The organism is Streptomyces sp. NBC_01506, assembly GCF_045040295.1.
In the GTDB taxonomy this organism is placed as follows: Bacteria; Actinomycetota; Actinomycetes; order Streptomycetales; family Streptomycetaceae; genus Streptomyces.
In genome coordinates this window covers 3,121,967-3,148,527 of sequence record NZ_CP109422.1, presented here as the reverse complement: position 1 = coordinate 3,148,527, position 26,561 = coordinate 3,121,967, and the positions used below count along the sequence as shown (strand labels likewise).

Annotated in this window: 25 protein-coding genes; 17 read left to right on the top strand and 8 right to left on the bottom strand. The window is 69.6% G+C overall.

Going from position 1 to position 26,561, the window contains the following annotated elements; genetic code table 11:
* Window positions 1-8: 8 nt before the first annotated feature.
* The 8 genes from OG329_RS13445 to OG329_RS13410 all read left to right on the top strand — a co-directional run bounded on the left by OG329_RS13445 (window position 9) and on the right by OG329_RS13410 (window position 7,027).
* Window positions 9-596 carry a hypothetical protein gene (locus OG329_RS13445; RefSeq protein WP_405795200.1) on the top strand — a complete coding sequence of 196 codons (588 nt, stop codon included), beginning with the start codon at window positions 9-11 and terminating at the stop codon, window positions 594-596.
* On the top strand, window positions 596-1,264 hold the full coding sequence (locus tag OG329_RS13440; protein WP_405795198.1) for an OmpA family protein: 669 nt from the start codon (window positions 596-598) through the stop codon (window positions 1,262-1,264). Before OG329_RS13445 ends, OG329_RS13440 begins: the two co-directional genes overlap by 1 nt.
* A gap of 299 nt (window positions 1,265-1,563) precedes the next feature.
* Window positions 1,564-1,800, top strand: a complete 237-nt coding sequence (locus tag OG329_RS13435; RefSeq protein ID WP_405795196.1) for a hypothetical protein — start codon at window positions 1,564-1,566, stop codon at window positions 1,798-1,800.
* 323 nt (window positions 1,801-2,123) lie between these two features.
* Entirely contained in the window at window positions 2,124-3,602 is a 1,479-nt protein-coding gene (locus OG329_RS13430; protein ID WP_405795194.1) for a Hint domain-containing protein, read from the top strand.
* Window positions 3,602-3,994 carry a hypothetical protein gene (locus OG329_RS13425; RefSeq protein ID WP_405795192.1) on the top strand — a complete coding sequence of 131 codons (393 nt, stop codon included), beginning with the start codon at window positions 3,602-3,604 and terminating at the stop codon, window positions 3,992-3,994. Before OG329_RS13430 ends, OG329_RS13425 begins: the two co-directional genes overlap by 1 nt.
* A gap of 75 nt (window positions 3,995-4,069) precedes the next feature.
* Window positions 4,070-5,581: a Hint domain-containing protein gene (locus OG329_RS13420; RefSeq protein ID WP_405795190.1), complete on the top strand. Its 1,512-nt coding sequence runs from the start codon at window positions 4,070-4,072 to the stop codon at window positions 5,579-5,581.
* Window positions 5,578-6,090: a hypothetical protein gene (locus OG329_RS13415; RefSeq protein ID WP_405795188.1), complete on the top strand. Its 513-nt coding sequence runs from the start codon at window positions 5,578-5,580 to the stop codon at window positions 6,088-6,090. Before OG329_RS13420 ends, OG329_RS13415 begins: the two co-directional genes overlap by 4 nt.
* Window positions 6,091-6,199: 109 nt before the next feature.
* Window positions 6,200-7,027 carry a hypothetical protein gene (locus OG329_RS13410; RefSeq protein ID WP_405795186.1) on the top strand — a complete coding sequence of 276 codons (828 nt, stop codon included), beginning with the start codon at window positions 6,200-6,202 and terminating at the stop codon, window positions 7,025-7,027.
* Window positions 7,028-7,044: 17 nt separating this feature from the next.
* Here OG329_RS13410 and OG329_RS13405 read toward each other — a convergent pair whose 3' ends face one another.
* A complete protein-coding gene (locus OG329_RS13405) occupies window positions 7,045-7,398 on the bottom strand; it encodes a DUF192 domain-containing protein (protein WP_405795184.1) in 354 nt (117 codons plus the stop codon).
* Between the two features lie 125 nt (window positions 7,399-7,523).
* Here OG329_RS13405 and OG329_RS13400 point away from each other — a divergent pair, with 125 nt between their 5' ends.
* A complete protein-coding gene (locus OG329_RS13400) occupies window positions 7,524-8,486 on the top strand; it encodes a prepilin peptidase (protein ID WP_405795182.1) in 963 nt (320 codons plus the stop codon).
* Window positions 8,487-8,557: 71 nt separating this feature from the next.
* Window positions 8,558-9,316: a class I SAM-dependent methyltransferase gene (locus OG329_RS13395; RefSeq protein WP_405795180.1), complete on the top strand. Its 759-nt coding sequence runs from the start codon at window positions 8,558-8,560 to the stop codon at window positions 9,314-9,316.
* An 18-nt stretch (window positions 9,317-9,334) separates the two neighbouring features.
* On the opposite strand, the gene OG329_RS13390 is transcribed toward OG329_RS13395, so the two are convergent.
* A complete protein-coding gene (locus tag OG329_RS13390) occupies window positions 9,335-10,516 on the bottom strand; it encodes a winged helix DNA-binding domain-containing protein (protein ID WP_405795178.1) in 1,182 nt (393 codons plus the stop codon).
* A gap of 127 nt (window positions 10,517-10,643) precedes the next feature.
* On the opposite strand from OG329_RS13390, the gene OG329_RS13385 reads away from it, so the two are divergent.
* Window positions 10,644-11,054: a winged helix-turn-helix transcriptional regulator gene (locus OG329_RS13385; protein ID WP_405795176.1), complete on the top strand. Its 411-nt coding sequence runs from the start codon at window positions 10,644-10,646 to the stop codon at window positions 11,052-11,054.
* Between the two features lie 265 nt (window positions 11,055-11,319).
* Here OG329_RS13385 and mgrA read toward each other — a convergent pair whose 3' ends face one another.
* On the bottom strand, window positions 11,320-12,357 hold the full coding sequence (gene mgrA / locus OG329_RS13380; protein ID WP_405795174.1) for an L-glyceraldehyde 3-phosphate reductase: 1,038 nt from the start codon (window positions 12,355-12,357) through the stop codon (window positions 11,320-11,322).
* 189 nt (window positions 12,358-12,546) lie between these two features.
* On the opposite strand from mgrA, the gene OG329_RS13375 reads away from it, so the two are divergent.
* The 5 genes from OG329_RS13375 to OG329_RS13355 all read left to right on the top strand — a co-directional run bounded on the left by OG329_RS13375 (window position 12,547) and on the right by OG329_RS13355 (window position 18,524).
* Entirely contained in the window at window positions 12,547-13,311 is a 765-nt protein-coding gene (locus OG329_RS13375) for an isoprenyl transferase (RefSeq protein WP_405795172.1), read from the top strand.
* Window positions 13,312-13,732: 421 nt separating this feature from the next.
* A complete protein-coding gene (locus OG329_RS13370) occupies window positions 13,733-15,049 on the top strand; it encodes a PhoH family protein (RefSeq protein WP_405795170.1) in 1,317 nt (438 codons plus the stop codon).
* Window positions 15,050-15,441: 392 nt separating this feature from the next.
* Window positions 15,442-16,143 carry a transglycosylase SLT domain-containing protein gene (locus OG329_RS13365; RefSeq protein ID WP_405795168.1) on the top strand — a complete coding sequence of 234 codons (702 nt, stop codon included), beginning with the start codon at window positions 15,442-15,444 and terminating at the stop codon, window positions 16,141-16,143.
* 147 nt (window positions 16,144-16,290) lie between these two features.
* Window positions 16,291-17,721 (top strand): AI-2E family transporter, encoded by a 1,431-nt coding sequence (locus OG329_RS13360; protein WP_405795166.1) that lies wholly within the window; start codon window positions 16,291-16,293, stop codon window positions 17,719-17,721.
* Between the two features lie 68 nt (window positions 17,722-17,789).
* A complete protein-coding gene (locus OG329_RS13355; protein WP_405795164.1) occupies window positions 17,790-18,524 on the top strand; it encodes a hypothetical protein in 735 nt (244 codons plus the stop codon).
* A gap of 10 nt (window positions 18,525-18,534) precedes the next feature.
* On the opposite strand, the gene OG329_RS13350 is transcribed toward OG329_RS13355, so the two are convergent.
* The 3 genes from OG329_RS13350 to OG329_RS13340 are packed head-to-tail and all read right to left on the bottom strand — an operon-like array spanning window position 18,535 to window position 20,333.
* On the bottom strand, window positions 18,535-19,080 hold the full coding sequence (locus tag OG329_RS13350) for a carboxymuconolactone decarboxylase family protein (RefSeq protein ID WP_405795162.1): 546 nt from the start codon (window positions 19,078-19,080) through the stop codon (window positions 18,535-18,537).
* Window positions 19,081-19,101: 21 nt separating this feature from the next.
* Window positions 19,102-19,401: a hypothetical protein gene (locus OG329_RS13345; protein ID WP_405795160.1), complete on the bottom strand. Its 300-nt coding sequence runs from the start codon at window positions 19,399-19,401 to the stop codon at window positions 19,102-19,104.
* Window positions 19,398-20,333: an SPFH domain-containing protein gene (locus OG329_RS13340; protein ID WP_405795158.1), complete on the bottom strand. Its 936-nt coding sequence runs from the start codon at window positions 20,331-20,333 to the stop codon at window positions 19,398-19,400. Before OG329_RS13340 ends, OG329_RS13345 begins: the two co-directional genes overlap by 4 nt.
* Before the next feature lie 265 nt (window positions 20,334-20,598).
* On the opposite strand from OG329_RS13340, the gene OG329_RS13335 reads away from it, so the two are divergent.
* The gene (locus OG329_RS13335; protein WP_405795156.1) at window positions 20,599-22,875 is read left to right on the top strand and encodes a transglycosylase domain-containing protein; all 2,277 of its coding nucleotides are present in this window, start codon (window positions 20,599-20,601) and stop codon (window positions 22,873-22,875) included.
* 30 nt (window positions 22,876-22,905) lie between these two features.
* On the opposite strand, the gene OG329_RS13330 is transcribed toward OG329_RS13335, so the two are convergent.
* A complete protein-coding gene (locus OG329_RS13330; RefSeq protein WP_405795154.1) occupies window positions 22,906-24,369 on the bottom strand; it encodes a catalase in 1,464 nt (487 codons plus the stop codon).
* 230 nt (window positions 24,370-24,599) lie between these two features.
* A complete protein-coding gene (locus OG329_RS13325; protein WP_405795152.1) occupies window positions 24,600-26,540 on the bottom strand; it encodes a SpoIIE family protein phosphatase in 1,941 nt (646 codons plus the stop codon).
* Between the last annotated feature and the right edge of the window lie 21 nt (window positions 26,541-26,561).

The window sequence follows — 26,561 nt, the reverse complement described above, 5'->3', positions numbered from 1 at the left end:
TGATGAATATGCGGCATGGAACGAAGGCCCGTCGGGCTGCGGGGTGCGTCCTCGCGGCCGTGGCGCTGACCGTGTCCCTGACGGCCTGCGGCAGTGGCGACGACGGCAAGAGCGACAGCGCCGACAACGCGTCGTCCTCCGCCCCGGGCGAGGACAACTCGAAGGACGACGGCGGCGGGAACACGGTGCCGGACACCAGCCAGACGCTGGCGACGATCAACGGCAGCAACGGGTTCCAGTTCACCATTCACACCGCTGCCCGTGACAGCGGCGGTTTTCTGACCGTGACCGGCACCATCAAGAACACCAGCGGCGGCAGGGAAACGCTCCCGACCATCTGGAGTGGTGAGGAGAGCCAGGTCCGGCGAACAGGCAAGTCGCTCGCCGGTGTCACGCTCGTGGACAAGACGGAGAAGAAGCGCTACTACGTGCTGCGTGACACCGACGGCAATCCGCTGACCACCACGGGAATTGTCGGAATGGACGACGGCGCCACGGAGAACTTCTTCGCCCAGTACCCGGCTCCGCCGGACACCACCTCCGAGGTCGACATCCAGGTGCCGCTGATGCCCACCGCGACGATTGAGATCTCCTGATGGGTGCCTTTACGTCGCGCCCGCGACGTGCCGCCGCACGCCCGGCGGTGACGGCGCTCGCCGCCGCCGTCCTGTTCGCCGGCGTGCAGTTCACCATGGCGGGGAGCGTGTCCGCGGACGAGGCACCCAGCACACCACCGGGCACCGAGTCGACCTCGCCACCACCGGAGGTGGACGGCAACGCCCCCGGCCTCAAGATCCGCGACGGCGCCACCCTCGCCCCCGCGAAGGTGCTGCCCATCATCTCGGTGGTCGAGTCGGAGGGCGGCGAGGAGCGTCGCGAGGAGACGAGCGAGACTCTGAAGTTCGCGCTCCAGGCCGAAGTCCTCTTCGGCAAGGACAGCGCGAAGCTCTCCAGCGCGGCGGACTCCCGTATCGCCGCCGTGGCGGCGGAGATCGAGAAGCAGGGCGCCACGAAGGTCCGGGTCTTCGGCTTCACCGACAATCTCGGCTCGTCCGCGCATGGAGACGTGCTCTCCAAGCAGCGCGCCGAGGCCGTCCACGGGGTCCTGGAGAAGGAGCTGGCCCAGGCCGGCATCACGTACGAGATCCGGGGCTACGGCGAGGAGTTCCCGATCGCGAGCAACAGCACCGAGGAGAGCCGCAAGAAGAACCGCCGCGTGGAGATCTCCTTCCCGCGCGGTGAGACCGACACCGCGCAGAACTGAGGCACAGCGAGGCGCGTGTGCTTACGGCCGTTGTCGTATGGAAGTCGCATACGGCAGCGGCCGTCCGCGTTCGCCGCGTTCTCCGGGCCCCGGCCACGTCCATTCCCCCACCGGGCGGGCCCAGTCCGCCGGTTGGGTCTGGAGTTGGGTCTCGGGACCCATGCCCGCGAGCCGGTGGCGTCGTACTTTTCTCATGTCGCCAGCGAGACCGGCCAGGAGGAAGCCGGAAGCGCCAGTGACACCAACGACTCGTACGAGTCGGCCGGTTGCCGGCCGGCCGACATCAAAAGGGGAAGCTCATGTCGAACGTCACGCTGAAGGCCGCCACCAACGTCAAGCTCTACGTCGGCACCTGGGCGAACACCGCTGTCTCCGCGATCAAGCGCCGCAGCGACAAGGGTCAGGGCGCGGTCGAGTACGTCGGTGTGATCGTCCTGGTGGCGCTGATCATCGCCGCGATCGTCGGCTCGGAGGTCGACACCGCGATCGCCGACGGTCTCACCAACACGGTCGACGAGATCCTCGGCGGCGAGTAACCGACCCGGACCCACTCTCACGAGACAGGGCAGACCGCATCCATCCCTGGCCAGGATGGTGGCGGACCTGCCCTTCTCGCGTTCCCGGCCCACGCGGAGCCCCCACCTCCGCCCTCGCCCCCCACCCCTGCCCCGACCGCCCGCACCACGGCGGTCGGGGCAGTTCAATGCCCCGCTTTTCAGGCCCCGGTTGGGCCCCCGGACCCATGACCGTTCCCACTCGGCGTCGTAGCGTCGCGGGTATGTTGCCATCGGGGGTAGTACGTCGGGTTCGTCAGATCCGTCGTTGTACGAGGCGGGCTCTGCCGCGTACCGACGCACGGTTGTTGGGCGCGTTGCGCCGGTCGCAGCGGGGCCAGGGGGCGATCGAGTACGTCGGTCTGGTCGTCGTCGTGGCGGCGATCGTGGGTGCTCTGGTCGGTACGGGTGTCGGGCCGGCGCTGGCCGACGGGATCAGTACGCAGGTCTGCAAGATCACCGGCGGCGGGAACTGCGGTGGTGGCAGCGACTCTGTCGCGCAGGACGACGAAAGCGTCGAGGATCCACCGCCCGGTGAGCCCGCGGCGGACGATCCCGCCTCCGACACCGGTAACGACAGTGGCGAGAAGTCGCAGGCGGAGTTGGATTATGACGCCGCGTTGAAGGAGCTCCAGGACGCTCAGGCGGCGGAGAAAAGCGACTCCGACAAGGCCAAGGAAGCCGCGAAAGAGCTGGCGAAGATCCTGGCCGACGAGCTGGGGATCACGGACGCGCTGGACTGCATCACCAAGGGCGACATGGGCGCCTGTACCGAGACTCTGATCAATGTGCTGCTCAGCATCGTGGGCGGCGCGGTCGGTAAGTTGGCGGCGAAGTACGGCGCTCCGTGGAAGTGGAAGAAAGCCGTCGAGCTGGTCAAGAAGCTCAAGAAGCACGGCGGGGATCTGTACGACGGTCTCAAGGGGCTGATCAAGAACCGTAAACGGGTGGACGACGCGGAGGACAAGCTCGCCGACGCGAATAAGAAACTCGACCAGGAGAACAAGGACAAGCCCGAGGACAAGCCCGACGACAAGCCGGAATCCTGCGCCGTCAAACACAGCTTCCTGCCCGGAACTCCGGTCCTGCTCGCGGACGGCAGCCGGACGGCGATCGACAAGCTCCGCGCCGGTATGTACGTCGTCGCCACCGATCCCGTCAGCGGCCGGAGCGAGGCCCGCCCGATCGAGCGGACCATCACCACGCACGACGACAAGGACTTCACCCGGCTCACCGTCCTCACGGACGCGGGCACGGACGTCCTGACGGCGACCGACACCCACCCGTTCTGGCTGACGGACCAGCGTCGCTGGGCGGACGCGGGCGACATCAGGGCCGGGGCCGATCTGCGTACCCCCGCCGGAACATCGGTGCGGGTCACGGCCGTCGACCGCTACACCAAGCGGCAGACCACGCACGACCTCACCATCAACGGCATCGCCACGTACTATGTCGTCACAGGTGACACACCGGTCCTGGTGCACAACAACGACTGGTGCACCGACGAGGAGCGTCTTGAGGACGCGGGCGACATCGCCAAGGGACACGCGGACAACAAGCACGCGACCGACTTCCCCGGTCTGTCGGCGGACGACCTCGGCAAGCTCGCCACCGACGTCATGCAGAATCCCTCGCGGACCAAGCCCCTCGGCAGCGGCCGGAAGGCATATCTCGGCAAGGACGGCACGACCATCGTGATTCATGACCCGATGCACCCGGACGGCGGCACCATCTTCCGCCGGGACCCGGCATCCCTCGAAGACTACTGGGCGGGACTCAACTGATGCCGGGCGGCGAAGTGGCGGCGAGCGCACTGCTCGCCCAGGACGAGACCGAGCTGCTGCGGCGGGCGCTCCTGGAATGGGGCGGGCCCGCCCGGTGCTCCGATCAACTCGCGGTCGGCATGGGCTTCGAGAGCGCGCGCGATCTGCTCGACCAGTGCCCACGGCTGCGGCGCGCGCTCGCGGACGACGTGCCGCTCGCCCCGGTCGACTGGGCGCGGATCCTGCTCGCCGTGGAGATCGTCTTCGTCAGCGATCTGGCGGGCACGGGCTTCGAATGGTCCACGACCACCGGACTCAGTGACGAGGCGACGATCAGGACGCTGCGGTCCGTCCAGCGCAAGCTCGGCCGAACCGTCAGGCCGTACTACGGGAAGACTCCCGGCGACGCATGACGTTCCTGCGGGAACTGCCACGGCCCATTCCTGAGTCCTGTACGAGCAGAGGCTGACGTACAGGGGGAATGGGTCGTGCTTCGTTGGCGGTTGGGGTTGCGCACCGACGCGCGGTTGTTGGGCGCGTTGCGCCGGTCGCAGCGGGGCCAGGGGGCCATCGAGTACGTCGGTCTGGTCGTCGTCGTGGCGGCGATCGTGGGTGCTCTGGTCGGTACGGGTGTGGGGCCGGCGCTGGCCGAGGGAATCAGTACGCAGGTCTGCAAGATCACCGGCGGCGGGAACTGCGGCGGTGGCAGCGACTCCGTCGCCGATGGCGGTGATGAGGGCGACCAGGACCCTCCGCCGGCCGGTGAGCCCGTGGGTAATGCCAGTGGTGGGAAGTCGCAGGCGGAGTTGGATTATGACGCCGCGTTGAAGGAGCTTCAGGACGCTCAGGCGGCGGAGAAAAGCGACTCCGACAAGGCCAAGGAAGCCGCCAAGGAGTTGGCGAAGATCCTGGCCGACGAGCTGGGGATCACGGACGCGCTGGACTGCATCACCAAGGGCGACATGGGCGCCTGTACGGAGACCCTGGTCAATGTGCTGCTCAGCCTTGTGGGCGGGGCCGTGGGCAAGTTGGCGGCGAAGTACGGCGCTCCGTGGAAGTGGAAGAAAGCTGTCGAGCTGGTCAAGAAGCTCAAGAAGCACGGCGGTGACTTGTACGACGGTCTCAAGGGGCTGATCAAGAACCGTAAACGGGTGGACGACGCGGAGGACAAGCTCGCCGACGCGAAGAAGAAACTCGACCAGGAGAAACCGAAGGACCCCGACGACAAACCCAAGGACAAACCGGTCGGCTGTACGCCCGAACACAGCTTCCTGCCCGGCACCCCGGTCCTGCTCGCCGACGGCAGCCGGATGGCGATCGACAAGCTCCGCGCCGGTATGCGCGTCGTCGCCACCGATCCCGTCAGCGGCCGTACGCGGGCTCGCACCATCGAGCGGACCATCACCACGCACCAGGACAAGGACTTCACCCGGCTCACCGTCCGCACGGACGCGGGCGCCGAGGTCCTGACGGCCACCGACACGCACCCGTTCTGGCTGACCGACCGTCAGCGCTGGGCGGACGCGGGCGACATCGAGGCCGGGGCCGACCTGCGTACCCCCGCCGGAACATCCGTCGAGGTGACCGCCGTCGACCGCTACACCAAGCGGCAGACCACGCACGACCTCACCGTCAACGGCATCCACACGTACTATGTGCTGGCCGGCGAGACGCCGGTCCTTGTGCACAACACACCGCCCGGAACCTGCTCCATCACCACACCCGCGGACGCCCCGGTGATCAACAGCAAGACGGTGTACACCTCCACCGACCGCTCGTTCCGCGTGGACATCGAGAATCAGAACCCCGGTAAGCCGGGCGCGGGAATCCATGTGCAGTTCATGGGCCGTGGCGCGGACCCGAAGAAGTACTACTTCGATCCCGCGGACGGCAAATTCCGTACGGAGGCCGGTGACGTCCTTTCGTCGAAGCTGGCCAAAAAGGTTCCGAAGAGTGCGATCGACAAGGCATACCAGTACTTCGGAATGAGCGCACCGTGAGAATGAACGCCTTGATGCTGCCGCTCTGGAAGGCCACCGAGGTGGCCGATCCGCACACCCTCCCCGCCGAACTGCGCGATCTGATCGACGGCGGATGGCGCACCGGACCGGCCGGTGCCCTGTTGCTCAACGGCTGTTACGGCGACGGGTCCGGCTGGCGAAGTGACTGGCGGGCGGGCGACATCGCCGAGCACGAGCTGGCCGTGAACGACGTCGGCATCCCCTGCGACGATCTCCCCGCGGAACGCGAGCCGTTCCTGCGGGGCGCCGTCGCCCGGTCGCGGGCATTCGCCGACGCCGCGCTGCGAGCCGCCCACGGCCTGCCGGCGTCCGACACGCTCGTGGCGATCGTCTCCGTCGGCGTGGACGACGACTTCCGTACGCATGGCGCCACCGTCAAGTTCGCCACCGAACGCGGCGGATTCCCGCGGACGTACGGGGAATTGGAGCGATTCCGGTTCGAGGCGATGGCCGTGCTCGACGGCCCCGGGGAACGTGACCGGGTGTGAGGCATGGTCACCGACGTGGTGGCGCGGATGGGCCCATGGACCCATGTGACGCGGCGCGAGCCGCTGTTAGCGTGCAATACCGGTCAGTAGAGAGCGAGATGGGATTTCGATGAGGACGCGCACCGCAGGTACGTCACGGCGGACCGGCACGGTCGCCGCACTGGCCGCGCTCGTGCTGGGGCTCACCACCGCCTGCGGTGGCGGGGACAGCGGCGGCGGCGACGCCGACAAGCCGAAGAAGCCGGACGCCACCGCCAACGCCACCTCGGAGTCGAAGGATCCCAAGGACCCCGGCCAGGTCTCGGACCCGCCGGCCCTGGAGGAGCAGCCGAAGACGGTCGACCCGAAGGTGAAGGGCGTCGGAGCCGGTGGCGGCAAGGAGCTGACCAAGGCCGAGCTGGACACGGCGGTGCTCGCCACCGGCGACGTGTCCACGTTCACGGTCGGCCCGATGGACGCGCCCCCCGCGCAGGGCGAGACCGCCGACAACCCCGCTTGCGCGCCCCTCACCGCGATGATCAACGGCAGGCCCGAGCCCGAGGCGTCGGCGGCCGTCTACCGTCAGCTCGTCGGCGCGAAGACCGGCCGCCCCGCCATCTCCGAATTCCTCACCACCCACGGGACGCAGGGCGCCACCACCCTCCTCAGCCGGCTGAGCGACGCCGTCAAGACCTGTGAGGACGGCTTCAAGGGAAGCGGCGCGGGCAGCCCGTCGACGTACTCGGCCGTGCGGCGGCTCGACACCCCCAAGGCGGGCGACGACACCCTCGCGTACCAGGTGACGGGCGACTTCGAGGGCGATCCGGTGCCGCTGGTGTTCCATGTCGTACGCGTGGGAGGCACCGTCGCGACCTTCTACACCGCGAACTTCGAGGGCGCCAAGACGCCCGAGATACCGTCCATCCTGCTCGCGACCCAGGCGGCCAAGCTCAAGTAGCGGCGCGGCACAGGACGTTACGTGTCCACGCTCAGCCGTACGCCCGGACGCACCCCCCACCCCTCCATCGCGCCCGCCTCCGCCTCCAGCACATGCCGGGCCCGCAGCCGGGGCAGCGGCATCCGGCCGGGCTTGAGCGTATGGACGTGGACGACCTTCAACTCCTTGTCCAGATAAGCCACATCGATCGTGAAGCCCATCCGGAACGTATGAACGCTGCTGCACGGTGTGATCAGCAGCGCCCCGTCGAGCCCGGTCCGCCCGAGCAGACCGCGCCGCCGGGTGTTGTACGAGGCCGCGATCTCCAACTCCACCGGCTCGTCCCGGCCCTCGACCGTCAGCGTGCCCTTGCCGTTCTGCCATTTCCCCATGGCGCAAGACCCTACGACCGCGCCGCACCCCGTCCGGCCCCGGCGGCCGGATCTGGGCCCTGGAGCGGTCCGATCTGGGCCCCAGGACCTATGACCCGCGCCGTCGGCCGCCCTAAGGTCGACCTGTGTACGCCACGCTGATCGTTGTCGCCGTCCTCTGGGGCTCAGCCACCGGGCTTCTCCTGCCACGCGCCGCGTACCGGCTCTCCGTCGAGCCGGAGGAGCCGTACCGCGACAGTTGCGAGGCCGGGCACCCGATCATCGGGCCCGCGCGCGGCTGGCTCGGCACGGCGGGCTGCGCGTCCTGCGGGGCGGCGGCGGGCGGAGCCGGGCGTACGGACTCCGTGGCCACCGCGTCCGCCGGGCGGCGCACGGAGACCGGCGAGGCCGCGACGGTACGGGAAGGGGACACCCCTGCCACCGACACCCCTGACAGCGACCCCCCTGCCACCGGCACCCCTGTCAGCGGCACCCCTGACACCGGCACCCCTGACACCGGCACCGCCGGCACTCCCGCCGCCCCCCGGCCCGTTCTGCGCGGCGCGCGCTACGTTCCCTCCGTCCCCGTCACCGTCATCACCGTCCTTGTCTGCGGCGTGCTCGCCGCCGCCACCGGCGCCCGACCCGAACTCGCCGTATGGCTGCTGCTCGCACCCTTCGCCGTACTGCTCGCACTCATCGACCGCAATGTGCACCGTCTCCCCGACCAGTTGACGCTGCCGCTCGCGGCGGCCTCCGCCGCCCTGCTGGGGATCGCCGCGCTGTTCCCGGACGACGGCGGCTCCTGGTCGACCGCGCTGCTCGGCGGACTCGTGCTCGGCGCCTGCTACTTCGTCCTCTTCCTGATCAACCCGAACGGCATGGGCTTCGGCGACGTCAAGCTCGCGCTCTCGCTCGGTGTCGTACTCGGCTGGTACGGCTGGCTGGTGCTGTTCGTCGGCGCGTTCGCCGGGTTCCTGCTCGGATCGCTGTACGGGCTGGGGCTGATGATCCTGCGCCGCGCGAACCGTAAGTCCGCGATCCCCTTCGGTCCCTTCATGATCGCCGGGGCGCTGCTCGGCGTACTGCTCGGCGCCCTCGCGGCCTGACCAGCCCTCTCCCGCAGCGCACGCGCGAAATGCGTTCGCGGCCCGTACGGGGCTCCTGCCACCATCCCCTCATGCGTACCTTCGAGGACTTGATCGCCGAGGCCGACACCGTCTCCGTCGACGGCTGGGACTTCTCGTGGCTCGACGGGCGGGCGACCGAGGAGCGGCCCCCGTGGGGCTACGCCCGCGCCATGGGCGAGCGGCTGGGCCGGGCCACCGCCGCCCTCGACATCCAGACCGGCGGCGGTGAAGTGCTCGCCTCCGTACCGAAGTTGCCGCCGCTGACCGTGGCCACCGAGTCATGGCCGCCCAACGTCGCCCGCGCCACCGCGCTCCTGCACCCGCTCGGTGTCGCCGTCGTCGGCGACCACGACGAGCCGCCACTGCCCTTCGCGGACGCGGCGTTCGACCTGGTCGTCAGCCGCCACCCGGTGCGGGCGTGGTGGACGGAGATCGCCCGCGTCCTGCGGCCCGGCGGCACCTACTTCTCCCAGGAGGTCGGCCCGGCCAGCGTCTTCGAACTGGTCGAGTACTTCCTGGGACCCCTGCCGTCCGACAGCTACACCGCTCGCGACCCCGAACTGGCCAGGGTGGCGGCCGAGGCGGTGGGGCTCGACGTGGTGGATCTGCGAACGGCCGCGCTGCGCACCGAGTTCCACGACATCGGCGCCGTCGTCTACTTCCTGCGGAAGGTCATCTGGATGGTGCCCGGCTTCACCGTGGAGCGGTACCGGGACCGACTCGCCGCCCTGCACCGCCGTATCGAGACCGAGGGCCCCTTCGTGGCCACCACGACACGCTTCCTGATCGAGGCGGTCAAGCCCGGCTGAGCCGGGCCCCGCGGACGTCTACGCGTGCGCCCCGACCGACACCGGCCCGACCGTCAGCCGCGGTGTGCCCTGAAGGATCTCGCCGGTGCGCTCCACCTCCTCCGCGAGTTCCTTGTGCCGCGCGGCGGTCAGCGTGCCCAGCGGCTCCACCGTCACATCGAGCCACTTGCCGCCGCGGCGCTGGTGCCACACCCCGGCGACCACCCCGTCGATCAGCAGCACCGGGAAGTTCCCGGCCTGCCCGCCGCCCAGCGCCCGCTCGTACGCCGCGCCCGCGAACAGGTGTGTCCGGGGCTGCGAGGCGATGGTGAACGCGTCGAAGTAGGGGAGCAGCCGTACGCCGGGCACCGGGTGCTCCGCCGCAAAGTCTGTGTCACCGGCCACCACCCACGCCGGACCGCCCTCGAAGCCGACCTGCTCGGTCCGGCCCGCCCCTTCGAGTGAGCCGAACAGCTCCTTGGCCCAACTCACCGGCATGGCGAGCCACTTGGCGAAGTGCTGCGGGGTGGCCGGGCCGTACGCGTACAGATAACGCTCCACGAGCCCGGCGAGCGCCGCCCGCCCCGCCAGCGGGGTGAACCCGGGCAGCAGCCGGTGCGGGTTGGTGTACGTGACCTTCCGCCCCCGGTTGGGGCCGAAGCACAGCGCGCCGCGGTGCGCCGCCGTGTGCGTCATCTGCCGCCAGCGCGGCCACTTCGTCTGGAACGCCTCCATGACCAGGTCACCGGCCCACGACCCGGTACGCGCCACGATCGCCTCGGTCAGCTCGTCGACGGTGAGGTCGTCGTCCGCCAGCGCGTCGGCGATCGCGGCGACGACCTGATCGGTCTGCTCCTCGCTCATCCGCACGCCCCCGGGCATGGCGTTGCGCCCGGCGGGCAGCGCGGAGAGCGCGCCGGTCCACAGCGGCAGGTCGGCGGACGGCAGCAGATGGACGGTGCCGCGCGGCCCGAAGGTCTTCACCAGGGTGCCGTCCGTCCACAGCGCGGCCCGTACCGCCTCGCGCGTCGCGCCGCCGTCCAGCCGTAGCGCCACCGACAGCTCGGCGGCCGACAGGACCTGCGCGTGGGCGCCGGCCATGGCGCGGGTGACGGCGGCGGGGCCGCCGCCGATCGGCACGGTCAGCCCCTGCCGGGCCAGCCGCCGGGCGTTGGCCGCGGCCCAGCTCACGCGCGGACTCTCGGTGTTCTTCGTCGTCATGCGGCCGACCCTAGGAGTCATTGAGGACAGTTTCCGTCCGCATTACGGCGGTCACGCCCGGCCCCCTCGTACACTGCCCTGCGGGGAAGTACCACCGCATCGGTAAGTATTGGCATCTGGCGAGGAGTTGACAGTGGTACGACGGCCCGGATCCTTTTTCGTCTGCGGTCTCGACGCGGCGGTCGATGTCGTCGGCGGCAAGTGGAAGCCGATGATCCTGTGGGCGCTGGACGCCGAGGGCGTACTGCGCTTCGGCGAACTGCGCCGGCATATCGACGGCGTCAGCGAGAAGGTCCTCATCCAGCAACTGCGCGAGCTGGAGTCCGACGGGATCGTGCGGCGCGAGGTCTACCGGGAGGTACCGCCGCGAGTCGAGTACTCCCTGACCGAGTTGGGCCAGAAGCTGAACGCGGCACTCGTCCCGCTCGGCCGGTGGGGACACGACCATATGGACGTCATCGTCGCGAACAAGGAGAAGAAGGAAAAGGCCGCGGAGTCCGCCGCGGCGCCGGTCGCCGGGAAGCGCACCACCGTCTGAACCCCCGACGCCCCGTCCCGACTACTCCTATCGGGTGGCGACTTCTCGCCATTCCCCGGACCCGAACAGCGCGCTCAACCCCGCTGTCCTGGGCCTTTTACGTGTCAGCCGCACCAATCCGGCAACTCCGGAGCGTAACGACGGCCGTGCGTGGCACGCAGCACCACTTACGAAGGGTTATGGTGGAAACCCCCCCTCGGGCCGGTCCGTATCCCCCCCACGGACCGGCCCGTTTTTCTGTCCGACCCACCGTCAGCCGGCCGTGTCAGCCCCGCCCGGCCCAGATGTTGGTGCCCTCGGTGTCCACGGCGAAGGTGTCGATCTCCTTCAGCTCCTCGGCCGACAGCGCGGCCCCGGACAGCGCCGCCACGTTCTCCTCCAATTGCTTCACGCTGGACGCGCCGATCAGCGCCGACGTCATCCGCTCGTCGCGCAGCACCCAGTTGATGGCCAGTTGCGCCAGCGACTGACCCCGCCGCCGCGCGATCTCGTCGAGCCCGTTCAGCCTGCGCACGACCTCGTCCGAAAGCAGGTCGGGATTCAGGGACTTGCCCTGGGTGGCCCGCGAGCCCTCCGGAATCCCCTTCAGGTACTTGTTGGTCAACAGGCCCTGCGCCAGCGGCACGAAGGAGATACAGCCCATACCGGCCGCCTCCAGCGTGTCGAGCAGACCGTCGTCCTCGATCCAGCGGTTGATCATCGAGTACGAGGGCTGGTGGATGAGCGCCGGGACACCCATCTCCTTCAACAGCCCGGCCGCCTCGGCGGTCTGCTCCGCCGTGTACGACGACACACCCACGTACAGCGCCTTGCCCTGCCGCACCGCGGACGCCAGCGCGCCCATCGTCTCCTCAAGAGGCGTGTGCGGGTCGAAGCGGTGCGAGTAGAAGATGTCGACGTAATCGAGGCCCATCCGCTTGAGAGAGGCGTCCAGGGACGACGTCAGATACTTACGGGAACCCCATTCCCCGTAAGGGCCCGGATGCATCAGATATCCGGCCTTGGTCGAAATGACCAACTCGTCGCGGTAGGCCGAGAAATCCTGGGCGAAGATTTTGCCGAAATTCAACTCGGCCGATCCCGGCGGCGGTCCATAGTTGTTCGCCAAGTCGAAGTGCGTGACACCGAGGTCGAAAGCGCGGCGCAGGATCGCGCGCTGCGAGTCGAGGGTCCGGTCGTCACCGAAGTTGTGCCAGAGGCCGAGCGAGAGGGCGGGCAGCTTCAGGCCGCTGCGTCCGCTGCGCCGGTACTCCATGGAGTCGTACCGGTCGTCGGCTGCGAGGTAAGAGGGGAAGTCAGTCACGAGTCCTTGCCTATCACGGACTTGTGACAGACCGGGTTGGGCCGTCACCCCGCCCGCGCAGTAATGTGACGGCTTCGGGTGCCAGGGGCGGTCCCCCTTTTTCCGTGGACGGCCCTCCCCGCGGTGGACGGGCGGCCCCGCGGGCCGCCTGGCGGGCGGTCCCCATCAGAAATCGAAGAGGTGGACTCAGTGAACTTGCGCGACCTGGTGTACAGGCTCTACGCACGCCGGGTGGAAAGGCGCCTCGATCACACCCAGGTGCTGCCCAAGCACATCGGTGTCGTTCTCGACGGGAACCGCCGCTGGGCCAGAGCCTCCGGGGGCACGACCGAACAGGGCCACAAGGCCGGCGCCAGCAAGATCCAGGAGCTGCTGGGCTGGTGCGACGAGACGGACGTCGAGGTGGTCACCCTGTGGCTGCTGTCCACGGACAACTTCGAACGCGCCGACGACGAGCTGATCCCGCTCCTGGGCATCATCGAGAACGCCGTGCGCGACCTCGCGGAGGACGGCCGCTGGCGCGTCCACCACGTGGGCACGATGGACCTGCTCCCCGCCCGTATGCAGACCGTCCTGAAGGAGGCGGAGCAGGCCACGCACGACAACACCGGAATACTGGTCAACGTCGCCGTCGGCTACGGCGGCCGGCAGGAGATCGCCGACGCCGTCCGCTCCCTCCTCGTGGACCACGCGAGCAAGGGCACCTCCTTCGAGGAGCTGGCCGAGATAGTCGACACCGACCTGATCGCCTCGCACCTCTACACCCGTGGCCAGCCCGATCCCGACCTGGTGATCAGGACCAGCGGGGAGACGCGGCTCTCGGGCTTCATGCTCTGGCAGAGTGCCCATTCGGAGTACTACTTCTGCGAAGTCTTCTGGCCGGCCTTCCGCAAGGTCGACTTCCTGCGCGCCCTGCGTGACTACGCGGCGCGCCACCGGCGCTACGGCTCCTGAGCCCCGTCCCCGTAAGCCCTCCGATACCCCTCCCCGGAACCCCGCGGAATTCCCCCGGACGCCACGCCGAACGGCGTTCGCGGGCCGCCCGGCCGTCCCGTCATCCCAGGTTCACGCGCTGTCCGTCATATGCCGTGGCATGGCGGCGGGCGTTCGAGGGAAGACATATCCCAGGTCGACGTCCGAGCAGAACCGTCAGCGATGACGGCGGGCGTCGAATCTCAGCGGTCGGCCCAGCCGTCCGCCCGGGAGGCCCTTTGCACCAGGACGATCGTACGGTGACACGTACGGGCGCCGTGGAGGGCCGGTCCTCGGCCCGCGCACTTGGGCCCGAGTCCGGTCCGCCGTCCGCCGCCAGGCGGGCGACCACAGCCCGTGACGCCGTCGCATCCCGACCTCGTCCGAGGGGGTACGTCCTTCCGTGGTGACCAGCACAAAGCGCCGCATGCCCGACAGGCGCACCTATGTTCTCGACACCAGCGTCCTGCTGGCCGATCCGCACGCCATGTCCCGCTTCGACGAGCACGAAGTCGTGCTGCCGATCGTGGTGATCACGGAGTTGGAGGCCAAGAGGCACCATCCGGAGCTGGGATACTTCGCCCGGCAGGCCCTGCGCCTGCTCGACGACTTCCGTATCCGCTTCGGCCGCCTCGACGCCCCCATCCCGCTGGGCGACCTGGGCGGTACGCTGCGCGTCGAGCTCAACCACTCCGATCCCGGCGTCCTTCCCGCCGGCTTCAGACTGGGGGACAACGACTCGCGGATCCTCGCGGTGGCGCGCAACCTCCAGGCCGAGGGGTACGACGTCACCGTCGTGTCCAAGGACCTGCCGCTGCGCATCAAGGCATCGTCGGTCGGACTCCTCGCCGAGGAGTACCGCGCCGAGCTGGCCATCACCGACTCCGGCTGGACCGGTATGAGCGAGATGGCGCTCTCGGCCGAGCAGGTGGATCTCCTCTTCTCCGAGGAGACGCTGTACGTGCCCGAGCTGACCGAGCTGCCCGTGCACACCGGACTGGTCCTCCAGTCCGACCGCGGCAAGGCGCTCGGCCGCGTCACCCCCGAGGGCAATGTGAAGCTCGTGCGGGGCGACCGGGAGGCATTCGGGATCCACGGCCGCAGCGCCGAGCAGCGCATCGCGCTGGACCTGCTTCTCGACCCGGACATCGGCATCATCTCGATGGGCGGCCGGGCGGGCACCGGCAAGTCGGCCCTGGCCCTCTGCGCGGGCCTGGAGGCGGTCCTGGAGCGCCGTCAGCACAAGAAGGTGATGGTCTTCCGGCCGCTGTACGCGGTGGGCGGGCAGGAGCTGGGCTATCTGCCGGGCACCGAGGCCGAGAAGATGAGCCCCTGGGCGCAGGCGGTGTTCGACACCCTGTCGGCCGTCGCGGGCCGTGAGGTGATCGAGGAGGTGCTGGGGCGCGGCATGCTCGAGGTGCTGCCGCTGACGCACATCCGGGGCCGGTCGCTGCACGACGCGTTCGTCATCGTGGACGAGGCCCAGTCGCTGGAGCGGAACGTCCTGCTGACCGTTCTCTCCCGCATCGGGGCCAACTCGCGTGTGGTGCTGACCCATGACGTGGCGCAGCGCGACAACTTGCGGGTGGGCAGGTACGACGGAGTGGTCGCCGTGGTCGAGAAGCTCAAGGGCCATCCGCTTTTCGCGCATGTGACGCTCAACCGCTCGGAGCGCTCGCCCATCGCCGCGCTCGTGACCGAAATGCTGGAGGAAGGTTAGTTCTCCGCCTGAATGCGGTAGTTGGCGCCGCCCGGCAAGGCCGAAAGACCTTAGCCGGGCGGCGCTGTGTCGCGCCGCCATTTCCGTGAAACTTGTGAGGCAAACGGGGTGTGAGCTATCCCACGCAACGAAGAATTGCCTTGCCGCGTCGGCGTCGGGCAGAGTCTTGCTTCCGTCAGGCCCCGCATACGGCACCCACGCATCCTCAGGGATACGGAACCACCACAACTCAACACTTGACGTCGTATGCCGCCCGCGCTTCATCCGGTGCTTCCGCCATGGAAGTTGCCGACGGGCCCGTGTCTCCCGTGACGTGCGGTACGGAGACCAGTGCCAGGGGCACGATTGCATCCGTGAGGTCACGTACACGGACGCTGCTGGAAGGAAACCGTGTGAGCCGGATCTCGGTCCGGGGATTCGCCGTGGCATCAGCTACAGCGGTCACCACCGTCGGCGCAGTCGTGGGAGTCGCTTCGGGCGCTCCCCAGGCCTCGGACGACAATTTTGAGGCGACCGCAGCCGACACGACGCTCCTCGCAGACATCCCCGCGGGCCAGCACGCCCAGGTCCAGACCGCGTCGTTGACGCAGCAGGCCGACGCGCAGGCCAATGCCGCCGACGTGGCAGCGAAGAAGTCCGCCGAAGAATCGGCTCGTGTCCAGGCCGCCAAGGACGCCAAGGCGAAGAAGGAGGCCGCCGAGGAGAAGGCGGCCGAGAAGGAGCGCCAGGCGAAGCTGGACGAGGAGCGCGCCAGCCGCGACGAGGCGCGTGACTCCTCCGACTTCACGGTGCAGAGCTCGTACTCGGTCTCCGAAGTGCAGGCGATGGCCCGCCAGATGATCCCCGGCGACCAGTACCAGTGCTTCAGCAACATCGTGGACCACGAGTCCACCTGGAACTACAAGGCGCAGAACCCGTCTTCGGGCGCCTACGGTCTCGTCCAGGCGCTGCCCGGCTCGAAGATGGCATCCGCCGGCGCCGACTGGCAGACCAACCCGGCCACCCAGATCAAGTGGGGCCTGAACTACATGAACGACCGCTACGGCAGCCCGTGCGGTGCCTGGTCGTTCTGGCAGGCCAACAACTGGTACTAGACGTACATCGGATCCCTCGGATCCTCCCCCGGCGGCCCGTTTTCGGACCGTCGGCGCTCAACCTTGTGAAGCCCCTCGCCGTCCTACGGTGAGGGGCTTTGCGCGTGTACGGTCAGGCGGTACGACTCCGGGGAAGAAGGATTCAGCATGTCGAAACTGCCGGGGTGGCTCGGCCGGGTCGGAGCCGAACTGACAGAGCTGGGTGAGCGGTTGGGGGAGCGCCGGGCCGAGGCCGCGGGGAACGAGGGCGCGGGGGACGCCGGCGGGGGGAACGGGGGCGGGGGGAGCGACGGGGCCAAGAACGGTCCGGTACGGGAGTCCGTCCCGCCGCCGCCGGACTACGCGCCCCTCGTCGCCGCCAAGCCGGAGCCGGTGGCCGCCATCCCGTGGGGTGTGCGGGTCGCCGCGGAGGCCGCCTGGCGGCTGCTCGTACTGGCCATCCTGCTCTGGGTGTTGATGAAGATCATCAGCGCCGTACAGCTTGTCGTGATGGCCTTCGTCGGCGCGCTGCTCGTCACCGCGCTCCTTCAGCCCACGGTCGCCAGGCTCAAGCGGTGGGGTCTGCCGCGCGGTGTGGCCACGGCGCTCACCGCCTTCGCGGGCTTCGTCGTCATCGGCCTGGTCGGCTGGTTCGTGGTGTGGCAGGTCGTGGACAACATCGACGTGCTCTCCGACCGCGTCACCGACGGCATCGACGAACTCAAACGCTGGCTGCTCAACAGCCCGTTCCATGTGACCGAACAGCAGATCAACGATCTCGCCAAGAGCCTGAGCGACGCGATCGGCACCAACACCGAGGAGATCACCTCCGCCGGTATCCAGGGCGTGACCGTCGTGGTCGAGCTGCTGACCGGCATCCTGCTCGCCGTGTTCTCCACGCTGTTCCTGCTCTACGACGGCCGGCGGATCTGGGAGTGGTCGCTCAAGCTGGCGCCCGCGGCGGCGCGTCCGGGTCTCGCCGGGGCCGGACCGCGCGCCTGGCGCACGCTCACCGCGTATGTGCGCGGCACCCTGATAGTCGCGCTCATCGACGCCGGCTTCATCGGCCTCGGGCTCTACTTCCTCGATGTCCCGCTGGCGGTGCCGCTGGCCGTCTTCATCTTCCTGGGCGCGTTCATCCCGCTCGTCGGCGCGGTGATCTCCGGCGCGCTCGCCGTCGTCGTCGCGCTGGTCACGCAGGACGTGTTCACGGCGCTGATGGTGCTGATCGTCGTCCTGGCGGTCCAGCAGATCGAGGGCCATATCCTCCAGCCGTTCATCCTCGGCCGCGCGGTGCGGGTGCATCCGCTGGCCGTCGTCCTCGCGGTCGCGACAGGCGGGCTGGTCGCCGGTATCGGCGGAGCGGTCGTCGCCGTCCCGCTGGTCGCCGTCACGAATACGGTCGTCGGTTATCTCCGCGCGCACAGCCAGGAGCAGTCGCTACGCGGCGGTCCCGGGCCGCACGGCGCGACGGCGCACGACATCGCGCCGACACCCGCCCCGGGCGCTACGCCCGCGACTCCTGGCGCCACACCGACGCCGTCGGCCGCGCCGGTCTCCGACGCGCCGCCCGCCGAGCCGGGGAACGGCCAGGAATGATCTCCGAGCCGGAGCTTGAGGGCGAGCTCCCGGCGCCGGGGCCTGGGCCAGGGCCGGCGTCGGCGACGGTGCCCGCGCCGAGAGACCCGGAGCACGGGCCCGAGACGCTGGCCGCCGCCGGATCGCCCTTCGTATCCGGTACGCCGCTGCGACAGCGCCCCTGGGCGTGGGGGCTGGCCGGGGTGCTGGTGACGTCGGCGGTGTGGGCGGGCGGGCTGTGGGCGTACGACAGGGCCGGACCGGACCTCCAGGGATACGAGGTCAGCCGCAATCTGTGCCTCGACGCCGAACTCCCGGCGCTGTCCGCCTCCGTGGGCGAGAAGTCGGAGCCGTACGCGAACGTGCGGGAGGACCAGGCGCTCGATCAGGCCACCTGCATGGTCACCTTCGAACCGAAGGGGCAGCCGAAGCTCAAGGACTATCCGGGGCTGCGCAGGGCCTGGGTGTACGCCGAGATCAGGTACACGCTGCACAAGAAGACCGATCCGGGGCCGCAGTTCGACGCGTCCCTGATCGAACCGGGCGACCGGGGGAGCGCGGAACAGACCCTGAAGCTCGTCCCCGACGTGGGGGAGCGCGCCTATCTGGTGAGCCGGCCCGGCGGTGAGAGCCCGGCGCTCGAAGTCCTCGACGGACAGGCGGTGCTCTCGCTCTCGGTCGGCCAGGTCACCAACTACGAGAACGTGGACCCGCTGGACCCGGACCTGGCGAGCGACGAGAAGCCCGTCGTACATCTGGCCGGGCTGGAACCGGCCATGGTCGAGGACATGCTGGCGCTGATGGACGCGCTCAAGAAGAGGTGACCGGGGTGCTTCAGACGTCGTCGAGACCGGCGATGACGGCCTCGGCGTCGAGCGTCGTCGCCAGGGCCTGGATCACGGCAGCGATCTTGATGCCCTCCTGGATCGTCTCGCGGTCCACCTCCAGCCCGCGCAGCGCCCGTTCGTGCGCGTCGAGGCAGAGCGCACAGGCGTTGATCGCGGAGACCGCGAACGACCAGAACTCGACATCGGCCTTCCCGGCGCCCGGATGACCGAGCGCGGTCATCCGCAGACCGGTGCGCAGGTCGCCGTACGCGGGGTCGGACAGCAGATGGCGGGTGCGGTGGAACACGTTGTTCACCGCCATGATCGCGGCGACCGACTGGGCGGCGGTGAAGGCGTCGGCGGACAGCCGGGCGCCGGCCTCGGGCGCCACCTCGCGCAGCACCCGCGCCGAGCGCGCGGCGATGGCGCAGGCCAACACCGTTCCCCACAGCCGCTGTTGGGTGAGTCCGCCGTGCTCGACCACCGCGTCGAGATTGCGCCGCAGATCCCGGGCGTAGTCGGGAACGGCGGCTTTCAGCGCGTCGAGTGACATCGGGCTCTCCTGGGACAGGGACTACGGTGCGTCGTCGTCGGGGGTGTGGGGGGTGTGGGGGGTGTGGGGGGTGTTGTGGGTCCGCGGGTCCGCGGCGGGTGTGTCCCCGGGCCGCTCCGGTGGCTCCGCCGCCTTCGGGGGCCTGCCCCGGCGCGGGATCGGCCGTACGTTGCCCGGGAGCCGGCCCCCCTCCGCCAGGGCCCGGCGGAGCAGGAACTCGATCTGCGCGTTGGCGCTGCGCAGTTCGTCGGACGCCCACCGGGCCAGGGCGTCGTACACCGCCGGGTCCAGACGCAGGAGGACCTGCTTGCGTTCGGTCACTGGTAAAGGGTGCCTGTGTTCACGACCGGCTGCGCGGCCCGGTCACCGCAGAGCACGACCAGCAGGTTGCTGACCATCGCCGCCTTCCGCTCGGGGTCCAGCTCGACGATGTCCCGCTCGGTCAGCCGGGCGAGGGCCGCCTCGACCATCCCGACCGCGCCGTCCACGATCAGCCTGCGCGCCGCGACGACCGCGCCCGCCTGCTGGCGCTGGAGCATCGCCGAGGCGATCTCGGGAGCGTACGCGAGGTGGGTGAAGCGGGACTCGATGATGTGCACACCGGCCGCCTCGACCCGGGCGTGCAGTTCGACGGCCAGCTTCTCGGTGATCTCCTCGGCGTTGCCGCGCAGCGAGAGACCGTCCTCCTCGTGGGCGTCGTACGGATACTCGATCGCGATGTGCCGTACGGCGGCCTCGGTCTGGGTGGAGACGAACTCCAGGAAGTCGTCCACCTCGAACAGCGCCTGCGCGGTGTCCTCGACCCGCCACACGACGACCGCCGCCAGCTCGATCGGGTTGCCGTAGGCGTCGTTGACCTTCAGCACGGCGGTCTCGTGATTCCGTACGCGCGTCGAGATCTTCTCGCGCGAGGTGAGCGGGTTCACCCAGCGCAGGCCGTCGATACGGATCGTGCCCCGGTAGCGGCCGAACAACTGGACGACACGGGCCTCGCCCGGCGCCACCATGTTCAGCCCGGACATCGCGAAGCAGGCGACTATCTCGAGCAGGACGCCGAGCACGATCAGCGCCACCTTCCCGCCGGTCGCCGCGAGCGTCGCACCGGCCAGGATGAGGGCGATCCCGGCGGCCACACCGAGCAGCCCGAGCAGCAGCGCGAGGCCGCCGCCGATGCTGCTCGCCTGGAATTCCCGGACCCGTGGCGTGGGCATCTCGGGCAGGTCGTCCACCACAGGTGTGCTGGTCGTAGGCATGTCTGGTCCCCGTTTCCGCTACTGTCGCGCCGCTCGACGCAGCTAGCATTGTGATTACACATTAACGTGCTTCGCAACCCTTGACGCCTCTCGTGAGTCGGTTCCTCTGAGACAGGTGCTGATTGTCACGTCGGATAAGACCGGATCGGGGCTCTTTGTCACAGGGGACGGTGTTAGCTTTCTGAGCTGATTCCGGCAACTGGGACAAGCGGATAAACGGATGAGGCCCCGGCGGGACGAGACCCGAGAGCGGAGCGACTGAGGGATGGGCCGAGCGGAAGCGCGACAGGCCCGGCAGCGTGGAACGCGCCGGGCGAAGAAGTCCGGTGGCATACGCGGCTTCTTCACGTTGAAGAAGCTGCTGGGCACGTTCCTCGGGCTGTGCCTGCTCGGTATCGGCGCGTTCGTCGTGATCTATTTCCTGGTCCCGGTGCCGACGGCCAACGCCCAGGCCGAGATGCAGAGCAACGTCTACAAGTACAGCGACGGCACGGTCCTGGCGCGGACCGGCGAGATCAACCGCGAGATAGTCGGGCTGGAGAAGGTCCCCAAGGACGTCCAGCACGCCTTCGTCGCCGCCGAGAACAAGTCCTTCTACAAAGACTCCGGCGTCGACATCAAGGGCACGGCCCGCGGCCTGGTCAACACCCTCTCGGGCAAGGGAAAACAGGGTGGTTCCACCATCACCCAGCAGTACGTGAAGAACTACTACCTGGACCAGGACCAGACGGTCACCCGCAAGCTCAAGGAGCTGGTGATCTCGCTCAAGGTGGACCAGCGGATGACCAAGAGCGACATCCTCGCCGGCTATATGAACACCAGCTACTACGGGCGGGGCGCGTACGGCATCCAGGCGGCGGCGCAGGCGTACTACGGCGTCGACGCGGCCAAGCTGAACGTCGAGCAGGGCGCCTATCTCGCGGCGCTGCTCCAGGCCCCCAACCAGTACGACTGGACGCTGGCCTCCGAGACCAGCAAGAAGCTCGTCACCGAGCGCTGGAACTACGTCCTCGACAACATGGTCGAGGAGAACTGGCTGCCCGACGCGGAGCGCGCCGGGCTGAAGTTCCCCGTACCGCAGAAGCCCAAGCCCGCCCCCGGCGCGGAGGGGCAGGCGGGCTATCTCGTGGAGGCCGCCAACAGCGAGCTGGAGCGGCAGGGCATCACCAAGGCGGACATCGACGCCGGCGGCTGGACGATCACGCTGAGCGTCGACAAGAAGCGGCAGAAGGAGCTTGTCGGCGCGGTCGAGAAGCAGTTGGAGTCCAAGCTCGACCGGAAGGACAACAAGGTCGACGCGACCGTGCAGGCCGGCGCCACGTCCGTGGACCCGAAGACGGGCGCGGTGGTCGCGCTCTACGGCGGGGTCGGTGCCACCGAGCACTGGATCAACAACGCCACCCGCACCGACTACCAGCCGGCGTCGACCTTCAAGCCGGTGGTGTTCGCCTCCGCGCTGGAGAACAAGTCGAAGACGCAGGACGGCGACCCGATCGGGCTCGGCACCGTCTACGACGGCACCAGCAAGCGGCCCGTGGTCGGCAGCGACACCCCCTTCGACCCGCAGAACGAGGACGACGTCGACTACGGCGACATCACCGTCCAGGAAGCGGCGAACGACTCCGTCAACTCGGTCTTCGCGCAGATGGTCGTGGACGTCGGCCCGGACAAGGTGAAGAGGACCGCGCTCGATCTGGGCATGCGCGACAAGAACTTCCCCGAGCGGCCCGCGATCACGCTGGGCACGATGCAGGCGTCCACCTGGGACATGGCGGGCGTCTACGCGACGCTCGACAACCACGGCGAGAAGGTCACGCCGTCGATCCTGAAGTCCGCCGAGCACAAGGACCGTACGGTCGAACTGCCCGAGCGGATCGGCGAGCAGGCGATCAGCCGCGAGTCCGCCGACACCGTCACCTCGGCTCTCACCGGCGTCGTGAAGAACGGCTCGGCGCACGAGGCGAACACCGACGCGTACGAGGCGGCGGGCAAGACCGGTACGTCGGAGAACAACAAATCGGCGTGGTTCGCCGGCTACACGCCCGAACTGACCACGGTGGTCGCCCTGTTCGGTGAGTCGACCGCCGAGGGCGGCGGCCAGGTCACCCTGACCGGCACGGCCAACTCGGGCCGCGCCAACGGTGGCGGCTTCCCCGCGAAGATCTGGGCCGACTACACCCTGGGCGCGCTGGGCGGTGGCTCCGACGCCTCGTTCGACCTCGACGTCGCCGAGGACAACTACTTCCCGCCGCCGCCCCTCCCGGACCCGACACCCTCCGACGAGCCGACGAAGGACGACCCGTCGACGCCGCCGCCCGACGAGCCGAACCCGGGCGACACAGGCACCACCCCGCCGGCGTCCGAGCCCCCGCCGTCCAGCGAGCCCCCCGCCCCGCCGCCCGAGCCGGGCGACGACTCCGGCGGCGGAGGAGACACCGGCGGTGGAAGCACCGGCGGCACCGGCACGGATGGCGGCACGAGTACGGGCGGTGCGGGCGGTACGGGCTCGGCGGGCGGCGGCGATCCACCGCCCGCGCCGTAGGCCGTATCCGCAGGCCGTCCGCAGTGCCGTTCAGCCGCCGTTGACCTTCGCGGCGATCCGGTCGCCGATGTTCTTGTCGACGTTGCGCCAGTACTGGAACGCCCGGTCGAGGACCGGGCGGCTCACGCCCTGGAGCAGATGGCCGGAGACGTTCGACACCAGCCGGTCGCGCTGCGCGTCGTCCAGGACGTTGCGGACCTGCGTGCCCGCCTGGCCCCAGTCGTCGTCCTCGCGCCGCTTCGTGTACGCCTCACGGACCATGTCGCCCGCCGCCGCCCAGCCCGCCGGGTCGCCGTAGCTCTGCGTCTCGGCGGCCGGGCCGCCGTAGGAGTTCGGGGCGTACGGCATCGCCGCGTTCGACGCGACGTAGCGCATCGGGCCGTCCTTGGCGTACGAGTTCACCGGCGAGTGCGGCCGGTTGGGCGGCAGTTGCGCGTAGTTCGGGCCGATCCGGTACCGGTGCGTGTCCGGGTACGAGAACAGCCGGCCGAGCAGCATCTTGTCCGGCGAGGGGCCGATGCCCGGAACCATGTTCGACGGCTCGAAGGCGGCCTGCTCGATATGGATGAAGAAATTCTCCGGGTTCCTGTTGAGCGTCATCCGGCCGACGTCGATCAGCGGGTAGTCGCCGTGCGGCCACACCTTCGTCAGGTCGAACGGGTTGAAGCGGTAGTCGACCGCCTCCTCGAACGGCATGATCTGGACCTTCAGGCTCCAGGTCGGCGCGTTCCCCGACTCGATCGACTCGTACAGATCCCGGCGGTGGTGGTCCCCGTCCGTGCCCGCCATCTCGTCGGCGTCCGCCTGGCTGAGATAGTCGATCCCCTGGTCGGTCTTGAAGTGGTACTTGACCCAGAAGCGCTCACCGGCGCCGTTCACCCACATATAGGTGTGCGAGCCGTAGCCGTTCATATGGCGGAAGGACTTCGGGATGCCCCGGTCGCCCATCAGCCAGGTCACCATGTGCGCGGACTCGGGTGACAGCGTCCAGAAGTCCCACTGCATGTCGTTGCTGCGCAGCCCGGTGGCCGGGTGGCGCTTCTGCGAGTGGATGAAGTCCTGGAACTTGATCGTGTCGCGTACGAAGAAGACCGGCGTGTTGTTGCCCACCAGGTCGTAGTTGCCCTGCTCCGTATAGAACTTCAGGGCGAAGCCACGGGGGTCGCGCCAGGTGTCGGGCGAGCCCAGCTCACCGGCGACCGTCGAGAAGCGGGCCAGCATCTCGGTGCGCTTGCCGGGCTGGAAGAGGTCCGCCTTGGTGAACTGGCTGACGTCGTTGGTCACTTCGAATACGCCGTACGCGCCCGCGCCCTTGGCGTGGACCACCCGCTCGGGGACCCGTTCCCGGTTGAACTGGGCCATCTTCTCGATGAGGTAGTGGTCCTGGAGCAGGATCGGACCGTCCGGCCCCACGGTGAGCGAGTTCTCGTCGCTCTCCACCGGGATGCCGGCGTTGTCGGTCGTGTACGGAGCCTTGGGGGTCGACTCGGTCACGAGTGTGCTCCCGTCGTTAGGGGTTCCCGCGACGGGAACCCCGCGCCACGGGACGACAGCGGTCTGACCGGCCGCCTGCCCCAGTGAAACCCGCCGACACATGGTCGGCAACATTTGTCGGCGGTCGCGAGCGGGCACGGGAACGGGCCGGTTCCGGCGCCGGAGCGGGCACGGGAACGGGCCGGTTCCGGCGCCGGAATTCGACGCCCGAACCGGCCCGGCCAACGTCCCTACGGGCGCGTCGAGATCTCGAACCAGACGACCTTGCCGGTGGACAGCCGCGTCGCGCCCCAGCGCCGCGCCAGCCGGTTGACCAGGAACAGGCCCCGGCCGCCCTCGTCCGTGTCACGGGCCCGGCGCTGCCGCGGCAACTGGGGCGAGTCGTCGCCGACCTCGCAGCGCAGCACGTCCGTCCGCAGCAGCCGCAGCGTGACGGGCCGCTCCGCGTACCGCACGGCGTTGGTCACCACCTCGCTGATCAGCAGCTCGACCGAATCGCTCAGCTCCTCCAGACCCCAGCGCGAGAGCGCGCGTCGGGCGAGCCGTCTGGCCCGTCCCGGCGCGGCGTCCTCCGGTTCCAGGAACCAGTACGCGACATCGCTCGGCGCGATCCCGTCGAAGCGGGCGGCCAGCAGCGCGATGTCGTCGTCGCGGTCGCCGGGGCCGAGCACGTCCAGCACGTCGTCGCACAGCGCCTCCAAAGGAGGCGAGTGGTCCGGGCCGGTGAGCTGGGCCGTCGCGGCAAGCCGCTCCCGCAACTGCTCGATCCCCGTCCACACGTCACGCAGCCGGGACTCCACGAGGCCGTCCGTGTACAGGAGCAGCGTGGCGCCGGCCGGCGCGTCCAGCTCGACCGCCTCGAAGTCCACCCCGCCGACCCCGATCGGGGCACCGGGCGGCACCCGAAGCACCTCGGCCCGCCCGCCCAGATGCAGCAGTATGGGCGGCGGATGACCGGCGTTGGCGATGGTGATGCGGTGCGAGACCGGGTCGTACACCGCGTACAGGCAGGTGGCCATCCGGTCGGTGCCCAGCCGCTGCGCCTGCTCGTCCAGGTGGTGCAGGACCTCCTGCGGCGGCAGGTCGAGACCGGCCAGGGTCTGCGCGGTCGTGCGCAACTGGCCCATGATCGCCGCGGACGTCATGGAGTGGCCCATCACGTCGCCGACGACGAGCGCGACGCGGCTGCCGGGCAGCGGGATCGCGTCGTACCAGTCACCGCCGACACGGGCGGTCTCGGCGGCGGGCAGATAGCGCGACGCGAGCCGGACCCCCGTGGGCTGCGGCAGCCCCTCGGGGAGCATCGTGCGCTGGAGCTCGTCGGCGATGTACGCCTCGCGGCCGTACAGCACCGCCTTGTCGATGCCGAGCGCGGTGTGCGTGGCGAGCTGCGCGGCCACCAGCAGGTCGTTGGGCTCGAAGGCGGGGCGGTCCGGCCTCCGTAGGAAGACGGCGGCGCCGATGACGCGCCGCCGGCCGCGCAGCGGGGCCAGGATCGCGCGCCGGCCGCCGGGCACGGCCATGTCGCCGCCGAGCAGTTCCGGCAGCGCCGCGCGGGCGGCGGCGGAGTCGCCGAAGACCGGCCGGACACCGCGCAGGACCTCGGAGAGCGCGCCGCCGGACGCCACCTCGCAGAGCTGCGCGGCGGGCATCACGTCGGTCTGCGGGTCCAGGACCGGCACCCGGCCGGACTCGGACTCCGGCAGTTGGATGCCGATACCGATGGCGGCGGCACCGACCGTGCCCGCCAGCTCGCCGTCGTCGTCGGTCAGGCGCAGCCGGTCCGTACGGCGCAGCCTCAGTACGAAGGGCGAGACCGGGCGCTCGTCGCCGACCGGCAGCGGGTCGCGGAGGTAGACGAGGATCGCGTCGGAGAACGTCGGGACGGTCGCCCGGCACAGCCCGAGCACGATCTCGTCCAGGTCGATGCCCCGCGCGATACGACGGGTGGCTGCCCCCACGAAGCGCAGCCGGTCGCCCTCGCGCCGCGCGGCGCCGACCGGGTCCTGCGGAGGCGAAGCCGAGGGCACGGAAGCCTGCGCGGTGGCGGGCGTGGGCACCGACGGCTGCGGTACGGCGGTGGCGGACGCCTCCTGCCGTGGCCGGGTGCGTTCCTGGGACCGGGCAGCCACGGGCTGCCGGCCTTCATGGGAGGTGGGATGCTCCGTCACGCGTGGGATTCCGTCCGTCCG